Here is a 15,456-nt window from a genome sequence, read left to right on the forward strand (position 1 = left end):
AATGTCTCGCCCCCCGACATCCGGGTGGAACTCCAGCGCATTCTCGACAGCAGCGAATTTCGCGCCACACCAAGGCGCCGCGCGATGCTGCGCTTTCTCGTCGAGGAAACACTTGCCGGTCGCGGCGAGAACCTCAAGGGTTATTCGGTCGGCGTCAGCATCTTCGGCCGTGACGAGAACTTCGATCCGCAGGCCGATCCAGTCGTCCGGCTGGAGGCCCGCCGGCTGCGCCACGACCTCGACGGCTACTATGTCTCCGAAGGCCGCGACAGTCTGCTGCGCATCGTCATTCCCAAGGGTCAATATGTCCCGGAAATCATCGTCCGGGAGGCGGAACGCCATTTGCCGCCGCAGGCTGCCGCAAATCCCATGGAGGCTGCTTCCGCCGCAGCCTACACAAGCAATCCCGCAACAGCGTCGGTTCCGCGCAGCCTCCCGTTCTGGACCTGGGCCGTCGCCCTTGCAGGCCTCCTGGCGATCGCGGTCCTCTCGTATATTCTGGGCAGGGAGCATCGCCAGGAAACAGCCGTGGAACCGGCGGAGCGCGGAACGGCGCTGATGGTCATGCCGTTTTCGGCGGAAGGTGACGGCGAGCGATATCGACTAATGGCCACCGGCATCGCCGACCAGATCACCGCCGAACTCAGCCGTTTCCCGATATCCGCCTCTATCTGCCTCAGCCGACGACAAGTCCGCAGGCAGCCGAAGATCCAATGCAGGCCGGCAGACGTCGTGGCGTCTCCTATGTCGTCGACGGCAGCGTGCGCACCGATGCAGATACGGTGCGTATTGGCGCCAAACTGGTGGACGTATCAAGCGGGCGCATCCTATGGACCGGCACCTATGATCGCAAGCTAACGGCGGCGAGCCTGCTCGACGTTCAGGGCGAGATCGCCGCAGAGGTCGCGACGGTGCTCGGACAACCCTATGGCGTTGTCCACAACGACGAGACGAGCCACCTTCCACGGGATATCACGCCGAGTATGCCAAGCTATGAATGCGTGCTGCAGGCCTATGCCTATCGTCGCAGCTTCACGCGCGTCCTGTATGGACCGGTCCAGACATGCCTTGAGGCGGCGGTCAAGCGCGACCCGGATTATGCCGAGGCGTGGGCCATGCTCGGCTGGACGCATCTCGATACTGGGCGCTTCGGCTGGACGGCCGACGGCAATCTCGAACGGGAATACAATCTTGCACTCGATGCTGCCTCCCATGCAGTGACCCTGAACGGCCGTAGCGTGCTGGCCCTGAAGGCGCTTTCCTCGATCAACCACTACATGGGCAACTTCGAGGAGGGCGAGCGCATACAGCGGCGGGCGCTGTCGCTCAATCACAACGACCCCGATACGCTGGCGCAACTCGGCTGGCGATTGGCTGTGCGCGGAAAGTTCGCAGATGGGATCCCCTATCTCAAACAGGCAATCGACCGCACGGTCAATCCGCCTGGCTGGTACTTCCACCTCGTCTCTATCGACCACTACCTGAACGGGCGCTATGCGGAAATGCTGAACGCCGCAAAGAACGGCACCGTTGACGGTTCCGGCGTGAGTTGGTCACTGGTGGCGATCGCTCAAGGCGCGCTTGGAAACGAGGCGGCCGCCCGCGACGCGCTCGAAAGGATGGCGGCAGTCGCGCCGGCGCTCAATCGCGATCCAGCCGCCGTCTATCGCCGCCACCAGGCGACTGAAGACATTGTGGACGCACTGGTCAAGGGCCTCAGAAACGCGGGCTGGAGGCCTCCCGAAAGCCACTAGCGCGGATCGCAAGTGCCATCATGTACGATCCGCGCGTCCCTATCTTCCGGCTCCAGCGATGGCGCGTAGCTGCCGCAGCAGATCTTGGACCTGCGTATTCCCCGGCTGCATGCGATTGAAGGCCTCGGCCAGCTTCAGCGTCTCGTCGAATCGTTGGAGCTTGAGACCGAACTGGATCGCTGTGCCGAGCATGTTGGCGTCGCTGGCGCCCGAAACAGCCGCCCAATAGAGCATATCGAATGCCTCACCGGTTCTGCCGACGTCGTCAAGCGCGATCGCCAGCGTTGTGCGGTAACGCGAATTGGCCGGATCAAGCCGGGACGCCTCCCGAAATTCCTGTAGGGCCCTTGCTCGCTCCTGCGTCCGCACCAGCGACAGCCCGTGACCATAGCGCAATTCTGCGCTGTCTGGCAGAGCGGCGACCGCGTCGGCATAGACGCGCTGGGACTGTGCGTTGTCGCCCTGGCTGCGGTAGAGTTCCGCAAGATTTGCGTGCGCGCCGATAAGTGATGGATCCAGTGCGATCGCGCGCCTGAGAAGCGTCTCCGCCTCGCCCGGGCGACCCTGACGGGCGAGAAACAGTCCGTAATCGGTTTGTGCCCCGGCAACGTCGGCATTAGCCTTGGCATAGGTCTCGAGTTCCGCCACAGCCGTGTCGAAGGCGCGACGCTGGTCTCCTAAAAGCGAAAGTGACGGCACAGGACCGAGTGCCGTGACGGCAGCGATGCGAATCGCCCTAGCCTGGTCGGAGAGGAGGCTACCAATCGCCGCCAGCCTGTACTCCGGCGGCAGGTTCTCGGCTGCGCGTGCAGCGCCCAGTCGCACCAGCGCATCCGGATCGGACGCCGCTCGCTTGACGTCATCCACTGACGCCGCTCCGCTGAGCCTGGCAATTTCGGTGACGGCGCTGCCCTTCACAAAACCGGGCTGCCCGCGGTCGGCGAGAAAGCGGCGCAACGCGTCGACGGCGCTGATGTCGTTATGGCCGGCGGCTGCAAAAGCATGGGCGATCGACGGCCGCTTACGCCAGTCGCTTCCGTACCAATCGTCCAGCCGTTCCGCCGCCCAGATGTTCGTCTTGTCCTGGTGGCAGGTGGTGCAGGCATTGGGCGTGCCGATCGTTTCCGAAAGATCCGGCCTTGGGATGACGAAGGAATGATCGCGCCGGGGGTCGACCTTCATATAGGTGCGCTTCGGCATGTGGCAGTTGGCGCACTCTGCGCCGGGCGAGCCCTTCGTATGATGGGTATGCGCCGGCGTGTCGAATTCGCCACTCGGATCGAAACTCGTGTCGGCAAAGCGGTCCGGCGCCGTCTCGGCGTGACATTGGGTGCAGAGCGCATTGCCCTCGGCCTTTACCCTTCCCTCATGAGGACGGTGACAATCAAGGCAGGTGACGCCAGCGCGCGCCATCTTGCTCCTCTGGAAGGAACCGTACTCAAAGACTTCGTCGAGGATCTGTCCGTCCGGGAAATAGAGTTCGCTGCGCATCAGATCAGGCGCGTACTGGTCGAGAAAGGCGCGGTCGGGTCGGGACATCTCGACAAGCCGCACACGCCGTGCATGACAGCCGAAGCAGGCGTCCGGCCCGACCTCGGGCAATCCCTTGTCCCCACTCATGCTGCCGGCCCTCGCCCAGGCGATATGCGCAGCGCCCGGCCCATGGCACGACTGGCAACCGATGCTGGTCGCGACATAGGAGGAGGCGTAGGAGCCGGTCGTCGGCGCAAAATTGCTGACCGGGTCGGTGGAGTGACAGTCGATGCACGTCCGGTTCCAGCGATAGAACGGTCCTGTCCAATGATAGGTGGAGCCCGGATTTGCTGGATCTCCATTGCCGAGCCAGAACCACCGTCGCGCTTCTGTATCCCAGGCGATGTCGAAGGCTTGCAGCTTGCCGCCGCCGAGATCGATCAGGTATTGTTGCAGCGGCTCGTAAGCGAAAGTGTATTTGATCGCGAATTCGCCTTGCTTGCCATCCGGCCCCTGGGTTCGGACGAAATAGTCCCCGTCGCGGCGGAAGAAGGTTGTCATGATGCCGTCATGCTCAAAGGTCACATCGTCGAAATCGCCGCGCACCGTCCTGTCGTTGGCGACCGCCATCGCCTTGGCGTGGTGCGACGTCGAAAGAGCGTCTACCTCGCTCTGGTGGCAGGTGGCGCATTCCGCCTCGTCAGCGAAGCCTTCGTGGAGGGAGATCAGCGGGTCGCTTGAGGACATGTTCCCTCTGGCCGCCGGCGCCACCGAACAGGTGAGCAGGATGGCAAGGCCGAGACTGAAGGTGGTCGAGCGAGCTCTCTGGATCGACATGGCCACGTGATTGTAGATGAGGCGTGTTTACACGCAAGAGCGACATTTTGTTTATAAGCGGCCTTGTTTGTAGGCTCGGGGGTACGCTTCCGGCTAGGCGGCGGATCTCGCGTCGAAGTCGATCCGGCGCGCAAGATCAAGATCGAAGGCGCCATACGGGTTGATGTGAGCGTAAATTAGCGGCGTCAGTCCCCGGTAGTCTTCGACGGCCATACGTGCCGCCCAGGCCGGTTCGGTCAGCACATTCTGCATCATCAGGGTATTGACGTAGACAAGGCAGTTCTGCAGCAGGTGCAAAGCCAGAACCGAGATTTCCTGGTCTTCGAGCCGGTTCGTCGCGACCTCGCCGCTCTTGCCGAAGAAGATGAAGCCGTTGGCGCTGTTCCAGTTTTCGACGACGTTCAGCCCCTCGTTGATTTCGCGCCGGAAGGCTTCCGAGTCGAGATAGCGGGTGAGGAAGATCGTCTTGACCGCCTTGCCGAGCTCGGCCAACGCCTTATAGGTCGGGTGCTGGATGTTTGTCCGCGCGAAACGGCGCAAGATCGATTCGGCATCGGCTGTACGATGCTGCAGGGCCGCCGCATATTTGATCATTTCGTCATATTGCTGCTCGATCAGTTTCCAGTCGATCGCCCGCGTCAGGATCGGCAGCAGGTTTTGAAGCTCCTGCGCCATTCCGGCATCAGGCAGGTAGAGCTTCTGGCGGGCGATCGCCTTGAGGCGCGGCGCGAGTTCGAAACCGAGCAGCCGGCAGAAGGCGAAAGCGACCTCGCTCTGCCCATGGCTGTCGACATACTGGCTCTGAATTTCAGCGTCCGTGCAATGCCGCAATACCCCTTCGATCATCGCTGCGACTTCGGAAGAGGAGCAGCGCTTGAGCTGCGAATAAATGCAGGTTGCCTGGCGTGCGACGTGCCAATAGATCATCACACCGCGCCCGCCATAACGGACATGCCATTCGGCCATCAGGTTCTGATCCCAGGCGCCGAACTTTTTCGAGTCCGACGCGCACGACGTGGTGCCTTCGCCCCAAACAAGAGGGTCGCGCACGGCAAGCAAGGCGTTGGTGACAGAGGCAGTCGCTGCCTTTAGCGCCTCTTTTTGAATGAAGCGACGACGGACATGGAGCGACTCGGCATAGGTGACACCCTCCGTGCCGGAACTGACACGCTTCAGCCCGGCATTGGTGCCGAGACCGTAAAGGCAAAGCAGCAACCGGCGTTGCAGGGTGTCAGGGTCGAGGATAACGCGATCGCCGGAGGTCCTGAACTGCTCCAGAAAACCTGTCCGCAGCGCGGCTTCCTTGAGCACGTCCAGCAGACCGGTCGCTGGCCAGCGGCGTTCGATCTCCGCCTTCACCGTATCGAGATTTGGTTGGGCCGGCAGTGGCTCCAGAGGCGATAGCGAAATACGGTTGCGGCCGCGCCACAAGAGCCGAACATGTCGATTGCCGGGGAGGCCGGCATCCAGGCGACGCAGCCCCGTCGTCATCTCCCCCTTGAGACGGGCAACGAATGCTTGTGCGTCCATGGTCTGGCCGAGATCGCGATAATAGTCGGCACGTCGCTCGCCGAAATCCTGGGGCAGGTCCTCGTCCGGGTTGCGGTAGCGGTCGGCTCCAACCACCCAGATTTCCTTGCAGCGAATCCGCTCTCGCAGCGATGTCAGCACGCAGATTTCATAGTTGATGCGGTTGACACGCCAACCGCCAGCATCGTCCGACTCCACGACCAGGTCTCGCCACCGTGCGGGAACCACGCCCTCAATCGGCAGACCGTTCTGCGGGCGAACGATGCGTCGGTCGTCGCCCTCGTCGAGCAGACGCTTGAGCCATTCCAGCGCCGCGATGACGGGCCGATGTGCTGCATTGTTCGACCGGAATTCGAGCAGGCTCAACAACTTCGGCAGCATGCGTCGATAATGACCGCCGTAGGAGGAACGCAGGACCGCATGGACTCGCTGTTGGTAGGAACCGCCAGCCTTGTATTCGCGGACCAGAGCCGCAAGTATCGCTTGGTCGGCAATCGGAAAGATGACCTCGCGCACCGCTCCATCCGGCGCGTCGATCGCCGCCTCGGCGATCCGAGCCAGCAGGCGCTCCTTGCCCTGCACTTTCTGAATGTCCTTGGCGATCGACGCCACGACCTTGCGTTCCGCCTTCGCTGCCATCTTGTGCACCGTCTCGACCAGGAGATCGACGACCGCGTCAACGATTTCCGCCTCGCGGCAGGCAAGGAAGATGGCGTAAAGACCCAGGCGCCGCGGCTGAGGGTGGCGCCGAACTTCTCGCGCGGTTTCCTGGCTGACGCGGCGGTACAACCGCTCCACAGTAGCGGCGCCTGCACCGGCAATCAGGCCGGCCTGAAGCTGCAACGAGCGGATAAAGGAAAGCCGCTCAGCCACGACGAAGATGCTTTCCAATCCAACCCGCCCCGGATCGGCCTTCATGGTATTGAAGCCAGTCGGGCTGTCGGCGTCGGTCAGCGAAACCTCCAGTTTTGCGGCAGCATCCGAGCTCAAGACGGAAGCAATCCGCTGCAGAAAGCCCCCTTCAAATGTGCGGCGCGCCGAGCGCGTAAAACGGTCCACCTCGCCGATCGCCGGCGTTTGGATGTCACGGTCGCGGCACCACAGACAAACCTCGTCAACCATCGCCGCAACCGACATCGCTTTGGGGCAGATCTCAGCTTCAAGCCAGGTTGCGAGATCGTTTCGATCGTCCTCCGTCATGCGACGGATGGCAAGAAACGCCAATATCTCTTCGCGGTGTCGTCGGCCGGTGCGACCGGCCCAGTCATATTCCTCCAGATCGGACGGGGCGGCCGCGAGTTGTTCGGCCAAATAGGCGACGGGTTCCGCCGCGACTTCACCCACATGTTCGGCGAAGCGGCCAGCAAGGCGGTACATCTTCAACTGTGCGGCAAAACCAAGCCGGGTCCGCGGCGGTTTCGTTTCGATCAGCTCCAGTTCGTCAAAACTCAGGCTCCACCACCTGGAAAGCTCTGCTCCATCCCAATCTCGTTTCACGCCACGCTCCCACACGACTCGGCCTGCGTGCAGGCATCTTTGCGTGCGGACATCCCCCATTCAACTCACGAGCAGAATATTCCCGATCTGTTCTCTCAGTTGGCCGTTTTCGCAGCGACGTACGCACCGGGCCCTTTCGCATGGCTCGGCCATGCCTGCACCTCGACAAGGACTTGGAAGCGTCAATCGCCTCATCCGAGCCTTGGCTCTTGAGCGCATCAGTCCGGCAAACGGCAAGAGCAAATCGCGCGAGCCCAGAAAGGATAACTATTGATCGAGCATACTCTTAGGACTTCCGGCCCCGCTGGCTGGTTGCCGAACTGATCAATCCGAAGATCCGCCAGATCAAGTAGTCCAGTGGTTTCGGTCGCTGGCCATTTTCGCTTCCTTCAACTGCTAGTTCTGTGCTGAAAACAATTCGCTTGTATCCATAGTGTGAATGCCAACCATCCAAACAATCAATTTTCCTGATTCTGTTCAATCTTGCATAGCAGAAGCTTCTAATGTGGTGAGGCCGCCCCGTCGAACCAGTTGGTCTCATCGCAACCAGGCAGATACTGAGTTCGGATCGGCCTTCCGACTGGACCATTTCTATGGTGCTCAACTGGATGTTTTTTGTAAGCCAGCTTGATGCCATTTTGGCTCAAAGTGAGAGGATACTATGAGTGTCGGCAGCAAAGACGAGAAGGCTCATGTACACCCAAGTCCAGGTGACACTGGGACCATCGGGTTCGAGCCCCACATCACCCACCATGCATTTGACTCCACGGTATTCAAGAGAACAGTTCGGCCGCGGGTGTTTACCGTCGCGCCCTATGGTTTTGAGAACGCCGGGGCAAATGATGTTGCCGCAATGCTCGACGGTAAGTCTGATGCCTGCGATGGGTTCGCCGATACCCATTGCGGGGGTGGCCAGACAGTGTCGGAAACGACTATAGCTGAAGCGAGGTCCTTCAAGCCCTACGTCAATGCATTTCGGCCGCACCAATGGCTGAAGAATGTGTTGGTGTTCTTGCCGGCCCTCGCTGCACATAAACTCGATTGGCCGACGCTCCTCTTATCACTGGAAGCGTTCGTCTGCTTCAGCTTGGTGGCTTCTAGCGTTTATGTCATGAACGATCTCCTTGATGTCTGCGCAGATCGGGCGCATCCGCGCAAGCGGTACCGCCCGTTTGCCTCACACAGCATCCCCACCGCACACGGAACCTGGATGGCAGCGGGGCTCATTCTTCCAGGCGGACTGATAGCAATGTTCATCGGCTGGGGCTTTTTCCTGGTGGTGGCGGGCTATTTCCTTGTGACCACGGCCTATTCCCTGCATTTGAAACGACGCATTGTAATCGATATCTGTATTCTCGCAGGTCTCTACACCATTCGCATCGTTGCCGGTGGAATCGCGACATCAACTCCGTTATCCGTCTTGCTCATTGCCTTTTCAGTATTCTTTTTTCTGTCGTTAGCCGCGGTGAAGCGACAAAGTGAATTGGTTGACGGCGCCGAGCGTAGGAGTCTGCAGGCTACGGGTCGAGGTTACCACGTCAACGACCTGCCAATCATCTCCATGATCGCGGTTGGGGCGGGGTACGTATCTGTGCTGGTGATGACATATTATGTGAATTCGCCTCTCGTAATGGAGCTCTATCCCCATCCTCAAATGCTGTGGGGCGTCTGCGTAATCCTGCTCTATTGGATCACCCGCACAGTGATGGTGTCGCACCGCGGCAATATGCATGACGACCCGGTGATCTACGCCGCGAAGGATCGGACCAGCCAGGTATGCCTAGCGATCATTCTGGTCTTCGTTGCAGGCGGAGTGCTGAGGTGAAACGGCAGGGTCTAGCGTTACGCTATGCGGCATTCGCCGCCATCGCAATGGTGGTCAATGTCACCATGCAACATTCCGTCCTTCAGTTCGGGAATAGGAGCGCCATTTTTGTGCTTGCCATGAGCGTAGGCACCATTGCCGGGCTGATGATCAAATACCTGCTCGACAAGTTTTGGATTTTCGACGATCAGGAAATCGGCCTCAAAAACGATGGGTGGAAGTTCTCACTCTATACGGCAGTGGGCGCCCTCACCACAATCATTTTCTGGAGTGCTGAGGCGGCTTCCTGGTGGGTCTGGAGAACTGAGCTGATGCGTGACTTGGGTGCTGCCGTTGGTCTGACAATCGGCTATCTGGTCAAGTACCAACTAGATAAACGCTTCGTGTTTGCAGGTCACCGAGTGAGGATTGCTCCATGAAGCTCTCGGGTTGGGGAAGGTCTCCGCTCGTGAACGCGCAAGTCTATGTGCCCCGTGACCTCGAAGCTCTCCAGAAGCTGTTAGCTTCAAAGCCGAGTGTGATCGCGCGCGGCTGCGGTAGGGCCTATGGGGACAGCGCCATCAATTCATCAGCAACAATTGATATGCGGCGTTTGAACCGAATGTTGGCCTTTGATCCGAAAACGGGACAGTTGATCGCGGAAGCTGGAGTTATTCTTTGCGACATCATCGCGGCTTTCCTGCCCCGAGGTTGGTTCCCGATGGTCACGCCGGGCACGAAGTTCGTGACGTTGGGCGGCATGATAGCCGCCGACGTTCATGGCAAGAACCATCGCAAGCATGGAAGTTTTCGGGGATGCGTGGACTGGATCGATGTAATGGGGGTCGATGGCTCCATCCAGCGCTGCTCACGCAAAAGCCACGTAGAGCTCTTTGAGCACACTCTCGGCGGCATGGGGCTGACCGGAATCATTTTGCGGGCGGCAATCCGTTTGCGCTCAGTCGAAACCGGATGGATCCGCCAGACAACAATACCCGCGCCGAACCTCAAATCAGCGATGACAGCTCTAGAACGGGCTCAAGATTCGACTTATTCTGTGGCGTGGATTGACTGCCTTGGGACGGGGAAAAACCTGGGGCGCTCCCTTGTCTTCCTGGGAGATCACGCGAACGCCTCTGATCTTCCAACATATCGGTCTCTGCACCCTTTCGCTACTCCGGCAAAACGCAAACTTTCCGTTCCGTTCAATTTTCCAGGCTTTGCTCTCAATCGGTTTAGTCTTCGGGCCTTCAACGCGCTATACTATCGAATTGGCGTTTGGAATCGAGGTCAGCAACTCGTTGACTGGGATAGCTACTTCTATCCCCTCGACGCAGTTGCCGAATGGCATCGGATCTACGGGCGCAAGGGGTTCGCCCAGTTCCAGTGCGTCATTCCCATAAAGCGCTCGGAAGAAGGGCTCTCGGCTTTGCTGCAGACAGTCGCCAAGGCAGGCTTTGGATCGTTCTTGGCCGTTCTCAAGCGGTTCGGTCCGCAGGAGAGCCGCTTTTCATTCCCAATGGAAGGCTACTCCCTTGCTCTTGATTTTCCCATCACGACCAAAACCTCCCATCTATTGGCAAACCTTGACCGAATTACAATCGAGCACGGCGGGCGCTTTTATCTCGCAAAGGACAGCCGCATGTCTGCTGAAACGCTACGTGCTTCCGATGGCCGGGTTGCAAGCTTCGTTCGAATGAGGGCGAAAAACGGCTGGAAAAGCTCGTTCCAATCGGCGCAAGCGGAAAGACTTGTGCTGTGATGAAGCCGTCCGTTCTTATCTTGGGTGCACGTTCGGATGTAGGCAATGCCGTGGCGCACAAGTTTGCAGCGCTGGGCCATCCGATCCAATTAGCCGCGCGCCAATCAGAAACACTCGATGCTGAAAAGACTAATTTGCAGCTACGATATGGAGTCCCAGTCACCCTACATGAATTTGATGCACTTCTGACGGAAACTCACGCCCAGTTCCTGGCCATGCTGCCCGAGTTGCCCGAGGTCGCCGTAAGCGTCGTCGGCTTGATGGGGAGCCAGGAACGAAGCGAGCGCGATCAGCTCCTCGCCAGTTGCATTATGCGTAGCAACTACGAAGGGCCTGCCAATATCCTGGCATTGTTGGCCAACCGGTTCGAAGAACGCGGATCCGGCACTCTGGTTGGCCTCAGTTCGGTCGCGGGCACGCGCGGACGCGCGACCAATTACGTCTACGGCTCCGCGAAGGCGGGCTTCACTGCCTTTCTGTCCGGGCTTCGCAGTCGTTTGGCGAAACGCGGCGTACATGTTGTGACTGTGCTACCGGGTTATGTCGCGACCAAGATGACTGAAGGCATGAATCTCCCAGCAAGGCTCACGGCGCAACCGAGCGAGGTTGCCGAAAGTATCGTCGTCGCCGTCGAGCGAAAGAAGAACGTTATATACGTTCGTCCAGCCTGGCATATGATCATGCTGATCATCAGACTTATCCCGGAGGGGCTTTTCAAGAGGGTAAGGATGTGATCGGCTTCGTTCCAACAACAAAGCAAATAGAATACTTTATTGCTGGATCTTTCATCATTGCTGGCATGTTCGGCGTGATATGGATTTTCATTGCTCAAGAACCGTTCCGCATATCGAATGGCTCGGAGTGGGATGCAGTATACTATGACAGACTTCTTCGGTTCTTAGCTGCTGAGGGTAGCTTGCGGTCGCGCATAGCCTTTCCATATTGTGCCCGCGTTGGGACACCTTGGATCCTCGTGAACATTTTTCATAATCGCTTCGGCTTTTATGGGTTCAACTTGGTTGCCTCGGGGTTGTTCTCCGCCACTTTGCTACTTGCAACACGCTCACTCTGGCATGGGAGCATGAAAGGTTTGACGGCAGTGATTGCGGCGTCGTCCTTCCTGTATTTTGCGCCGGTAAAATTTACAAACTTCTATCCGGCTTACATGGACCCCCCGTTTCTCCTTATCCTTTCGTTTTGTCTGATTTTCATCATAAAGAAGAACTATCTTCTCGCAAGTATTATATGCTTGGCAGGAATTCCATTCAGGGAAGCTGGTTTTTATCTTCTGCCACTGCTGGTAGGTTTCTATATCAAAAATGCACAGAGAAGCAGCGCCGCTTGGATGACATGTATATCTATTATCATCTCGGGGTATGCTCTAAAAGAACTGATGCTTTTAGTATCCGAGTGCGAACCCCAATCGCAACTCATTACCGCACTCTTTTGGTTCTATCGCTTTCTATCTGAGCCCGCTCATGTCTTAGGCTCGCTCGCTGCTATATCGCTTACTCTCGGTCCGCTGTACGTTGTTTTGGATAAGCGGACATTTAACCACATTAAATCGGACGACACCGTGATATTTTCCATCGTCGCATCAGTATACTCCGGATTTTTGTCAATAGGTGGCGGATCGGACGTGACCAGGATATTTTATAGTTTTCTCCCCTTTTATGTACCTTTGTTGATAAAGTGCTTCGGGGTGTCAAGCCTGACGTCGTTTTTCCTTGCCTGTTTTGGCTGGCTACTCACCAATCATATGCTCCAAAAGTATGAACAGCCGATCTCCGAAGGGTTGAATAATGACATCTCAGGCTTCTTTGCTCAGTTTCCCGACTATGGACATCCCACTATAGCCTTGGTTGTCTTGGGAATGTGGATCGTTCTGGCGACGTTCAGGAGACTAATTGAGCCACTAGAAGTTCATTTGGAGTAACTTGTGGCTTTGACGCCTCGGCGTTGATGAGTTGGGCCATCTTCCGTCGGGGACCGCAGCTTGGGCGAATGGAGAGGCTTTTGTTGCCGTATGTCGCCGTCATGAACCGCGCCGGGTTTGCCGGAGGCTGTTTGGTTTAAGTTATGCAGCCATGGCTGGTTCGTCCAGCATGGCGTAATACTGCTCCTCGGCTTCGGCGGGGGGAATGTTGCCGATGGGCTCCAGAAGCCGTCGATGGTTGAACCAGTCGACCCATTCCAGAGTGGCGAATTCAACCGCTTCGAAGCTGCGCCACGGTCCTCGCCGATGGATGACCTCGGCCTTGTAGAGGCCGTTGATCGTTTCGGCGAGGGCGTTGTCGTAAGAGTCGCCGACGCTTCCGACGGAAGGCTCGATGCCTGCCTCCGCCAATCGCTCCGAATACTTAATCGACACGTATTGAACGCCCCTGTCCGAGTGGTGAATCAGGCCGCCACCATGAACGGGACGCCGCTCATGAAGCGCCTGTTCCAAAGCATCGAGGACGAACCCGGCATGCGCCGTCCGGCTCACCCGCCAGCCGACAATCCGGCGCGCGAAGGCGTCGATGACGAAGGCCACGTAGACGAAGCCTTGCCAGGTGGCCACATAGGTGAAATCCGAAACCCAGAGCCTGTTCGGCGCAGGAGCCTTGAACTGGCGGTTCACCCGATCGAGCGGGCTCGGAGCCGTCTTGTCCGGGATCGTCGTGCGGATCGGCTTGCCCCGGATGATACCCTGAAGTCCCATCGATCGCATGAGCCGGGCGACGGTGCAGCGGGCTATATCGAAGCCCTCCCGCTTCAATTGCCGCCAGACCTTGCGCACGCCGTAGACGCGGAAGTTCGCCTCGAACACACGGCGTATCTCGATCTTCAAGGCAATGTCGCTGCGGGCGCGGACCGATAACCGGTCCACGTCCAGGCGTTTGGCAACGTTCTCGTAGTAGGTTGATGGGGCAATCGGCAGCAGCCTGCAGATCGGCTCGACCCCGAATACGGAGCGGTGTTCGTCGATAAAGGAGATCATCGCTTCAATGGGCGGTCGAGCTCCGCCATCGCGAAATAAGCGGACGCTTTGCGCAGTATCTCATTGGCCTGCCGAAGCTCGCGGTTCTCCCGCTCCAGAGCCTTCATCTTCTCGGCGACTTCGCTTGGGAGTCCAGGCCGGGAACCATCGTCCACTTCCGCCTTCTTCACCCATTCATTGAGCGTCTGCGCCATGCAGCCGATCTTGGCGGCGATCGAGGAAACCGCCGCCCATCGCGAGGAATATTCCCCTTGGTGATCCAAAACCATCCGCACTGCTCGGGCGCGGACTTCAGGTGAAAATTTGTTTGTTGTCTTGCTCATATCGGCTCCACTTTCTCAGAAGTTGGAGCCTCCGGCAAACCCGGCGCGGTTCATCACGTTTTGCCGCCATGACAGCCAATTCAAACCAAGCGACTATTAGAGCACGTCCACTTTACTCGGGGTCATACCCGCAAGTGATCTGAACCCTTCAAACTGGACCAGTTTTGGCTAGAGTTTTCCGGTGCATTTTTCCTGGCTGGGAAAGGAACGGAAGACGATGAAAGCATCGCAGTTTTCGGACGCACAGAAGGCGTTCATTTTGAAGCAGGGTGATGAAGGCGTGACGGTCGCCGAGATCTGCCGGAAGGCGGGGATCAGCCAGGCGACCTATTTCAACTGGAAGAAAAAATACGCGGGCATGCTGCCTCCGGAGATGAAGAAGCTGAAGCAGCTCGAGGACGAGAATGCGCGGCTGAAGAAGATCGTCGCGGATCTGACGTTGGACCGCGAGATGTTGCAGGACGTCATTCGCCGAAAGCTCTAAGGCCTGCTCGCAAGCGGGAGATGGTGAAAGGCATGTGCCAGGACTGGGCGATATCGATCCGGCGTGCCTGTGGGGCGCTGGACTTCGATCGGTCGACCCATCACTACACCTCCCGCCGTGCCGATCAGGCCGGTCTTGAGCGTCGTATCCGTGAGATCTGCGAGACCCGTGTCCGCTATGGTTATCGTCGTGTGCATGTGCTGCTGGAGCGCGAGGGTTGGGGTGCCAATATCAAGCGGACCTACCGCATTTACAGGGACTTGGGCCTGCAATTGCGTAACAAGACACCGAAACGCCGGGTGAAAGCCAAGCTGCGCGAGGATCGGCAAATAGCCGTCGGACCGAATGATGTATGGGCGATGGACTTTGTTCACGACCAGCTCGCCACCGGCAAGAAGCTACGCGTTCTGACCGTGGTGGACACCTTCTCACGCTACGTCCCGGTGCTTGATCCAAGGCACAGCTATCGCGGAGAAGATGTTGTGCAAACGCTCGAGCGGGTATGCCGCCAGATCGGCTATCCCAAGACGATCCGCGTCGATCAGGGCACCGAGTTCGTATCACGCGATCTCGATCTCTGGGCCTATGCGAAAGGCGTCACGCTGGACTTCTCACGCCCTGGCAAACCGACCGATAACGCATTCATCGAGGCGTTCAACGGCCGCTTCCGGGCAGAATGCCTGAACCAACATTGGTTCCTGACCCTTGCGGATGCCCGCGAAAAGATGGAGGATTGGCGTAGAGACTACAATGAGGTTCGGCCACATGGTGCGATCGGAAACAAGGTCCCGATCGCACTGATGAATCCGGGAAGCGTAACCAGCCCGCCTCCCTGACTGAAGCCGGAAAACTCCAGCCTCCGCTGGTCCAACGTTTGGGAGCGGTTCAAAACCACCGAGACTCTAATCGCCGCTCGATGAAAGTTCAGTGGCAGGTCAACCTAAACGCACACCTCGAACCCTTGGTCGGATGTTGGACAATGTTCGGAATGAGCCATTGTGTTTCAGCG

Annotated in this window: 10 protein-coding genes and 1 other annotated feature; of the genes, 7 read left to right on the top strand and 3 right to left on the bottom strand. The window is 58.4% G+C overall.

Annotation, left to right across the window (positions count from 1 at the left end; all coding sequences use genetic code 11):
- Nucleotides 1-713 precede the first annotated feature (713 nt).
- Nucleotides 714-1,754 carry a hypothetical protein gene (locus tag ACK9YZ_RS34150; RefSeq protein ID WP_416068514.1) on the top strand — a complete coding sequence of 347 codons (1,041 nt, stop codon included), beginning with the start codon at nucleotides 714-716 and terminating at the stop codon, nucleotides 1,752-1,754.
- A gap of 39 nt (nucleotides 1,755-1,793) precedes the next feature.
- On the opposite strand, the gene ACK9YZ_RS34155 is transcribed toward ACK9YZ_RS34150, so the two are convergent.
- Both ACK9YZ_RS34155 and ACK9YZ_RS34160 read right to left on the bottom strand, forming a co-directional pair.
- Nucleotides 1,794-4,064, bottom strand: a complete 2,271-nt coding sequence (locus ACK9YZ_RS34155; RefSeq protein ID WP_416068515.1) for a tetratricopeptide repeat protein — start codon at nucleotides 4,062-4,064, stop codon at nucleotides 1,794-1,796.
- A gap of 93 nt (nucleotides 4,065-4,157) precedes the next feature.
- Nucleotides 4,158-7,091 carry a Tn3 family transposase gene (locus ACK9YZ_RS34160; RefSeq protein WP_416068516.1) on the bottom strand — a complete coding sequence of 978 codons (2,934 nt, stop codon included), beginning with the start codon at nucleotides 7,089-7,091 and terminating at the stop codon, nucleotides 4,158-4,160.
- A 661-nt stretch (nucleotides 7,092-7,752) separates the two neighbouring features.
- Between ACK9YZ_RS34160 and ACK9YZ_RS34165 the strand changes: the two genes are divergently transcribed.
- The 5 genes from ACK9YZ_RS34165 to ACK9YZ_RS34185 are packed head-to-tail and all read left to right on the top strand — an operon-like array spanning nucleotide 7,753 to nucleotide 12,593.
- Complete coding sequence (locus ACK9YZ_RS34165; protein ID WP_416068517.1) at nucleotides 7,753-8,916, top strand: UbiA family prenyltransferase; 1,164 nt, start codon at nucleotides 7,753-7,755, stop codon at nucleotides 8,914-8,916.
- On the top strand, nucleotides 8,913-9,335 hold the full coding sequence (locus ACK9YZ_RS34170; protein ID WP_416068518.1) for a GtrA family protein: 423 nt from the start codon (nucleotides 8,913-8,915) through the stop codon (nucleotides 9,333-9,335). Before ACK9YZ_RS34165 ends, ACK9YZ_RS34170 begins: the two co-directional genes overlap by 4 nt.
- Complete coding sequence (locus tag ACK9YZ_RS34175; protein ID WP_416068519.1) at nucleotides 9,332-10,657, top strand: FAD-binding oxidoreductase; 1,326 nt, start codon at nucleotides 9,332-9,334, stop codon at nucleotides 10,655-10,657. Before ACK9YZ_RS34170 ends, ACK9YZ_RS34175 begins: the two co-directional genes overlap by 4 nt.
- Complete coding sequence (locus tag ACK9YZ_RS34180; RefSeq protein ID WP_416068520.1) at nucleotides 10,657-11,391, top strand: SDR family oxidoreductase; 735 nt, start codon at nucleotides 10,657-10,659, stop codon at nucleotides 11,389-11,391. Before ACK9YZ_RS34175 ends, ACK9YZ_RS34180 begins: the two co-directional genes overlap by 1 nt.
- On the top strand, nucleotides 11,388-12,593 hold the full coding sequence (locus ACK9YZ_RS34185; protein ID WP_416068521.1) for a hypothetical protein: 1,206 nt from the start codon (nucleotides 11,388-11,390) through the stop codon (nucleotides 12,591-12,593). The genes ACK9YZ_RS34180 and ACK9YZ_RS34185 overlap by 4 nt, the downstream gene beginning before the upstream one ends.
- 141 nt (nucleotides 12,594-12,734) lie before the next feature.
- On the opposite strand, the gene ACK9YZ_RS34190 is transcribed toward ACK9YZ_RS34185, so the two are convergent.
- Nucleotides 12,735-13,963 (bottom strand): IS3 family transposase gene (locus ACK9YZ_RS34190; RefSeq protein WP_416068522.1). Its coding sequence is split into 2 segments (ribosomal slippage): nucleotides 12,735-13,669 and nucleotides 13,669-13,963, totalling 1,230 coding nucleotides; the frame shifts between segments, so codons are not numbered across the junction.
- Nucleotides 13,566-13,682 (bottom strand) — a sequence feature (AL1L pseudoknot). Its footprint overlaps the gene before it by 117 nt.
- A 217-nt stretch (nucleotides 13,964-14,180) precedes the next feature.
- Between ACK9YZ_RS34190 and ACK9YZ_RS34195 the strand changes: the two genes are divergently transcribed.
- Nucleotides 14,181-15,283 (top strand): IS3 family transposase gene (locus ACK9YZ_RS34195; RefSeq protein ID WP_416068523.1). Its coding sequence is split into 2 segments (ribosomal slippage): nucleotides 14,181-14,442 and nucleotides 14,442-15,283, totalling 1,104 coding nucleotides; the frame shifts between segments, so codons are not numbered across the junction.
- Nucleotides 15,284-15,456: the final 173 nt, after the last annotated feature.

The organism is Rhizobium sp. ZK1 (assembly GCF_047782645.1).
GTDB lineage: Bacteria > Pseudomonadota > Alphaproteobacteria > Rhizobiales > Rhizobiaceae > Rhizobium.

Bases quoted from the DNA above. Each gene is read 5' to 3' on its own strand.
- ACK9YZ_RS34175 (WP_416068519.1), top strand. From the start codon at position 9,332: ATGAAGCTCTCGGGTTGGGGAAGGTCTCCGCTCGTGAACGCGCAAGTC.
- ACK9YZ_RS34165 (WP_416068517.1), top strand. From the start codon at position 7,753: ATGAGTGTCGGCAGCAAAGACGAGAAGGCTCATGTACACCCAAGTCCA.
- ACK9YZ_RS34155 (WP_416068515.1), bottom strand. From the start codon at position 4,064: ATGTCGATCCAGAGAGCTCGCTCGACCACCTTCAGTCTCGGCCTTGCC.
- ACK9YZ_RS34150 (WP_416068514.1), top strand. From the start codon at position 714: ATGCAGGCCGGCAGACGTCGTGGCGTCTCCTATGTCGTCGACGGCAGC.
- ACK9YZ_RS34180 (WP_416068520.1), top strand. From the start codon at position 10,657: ATGAAGCCGTCCGTTCTTATCTTGGGTGCACGTTCGGATGTAGGCAAT.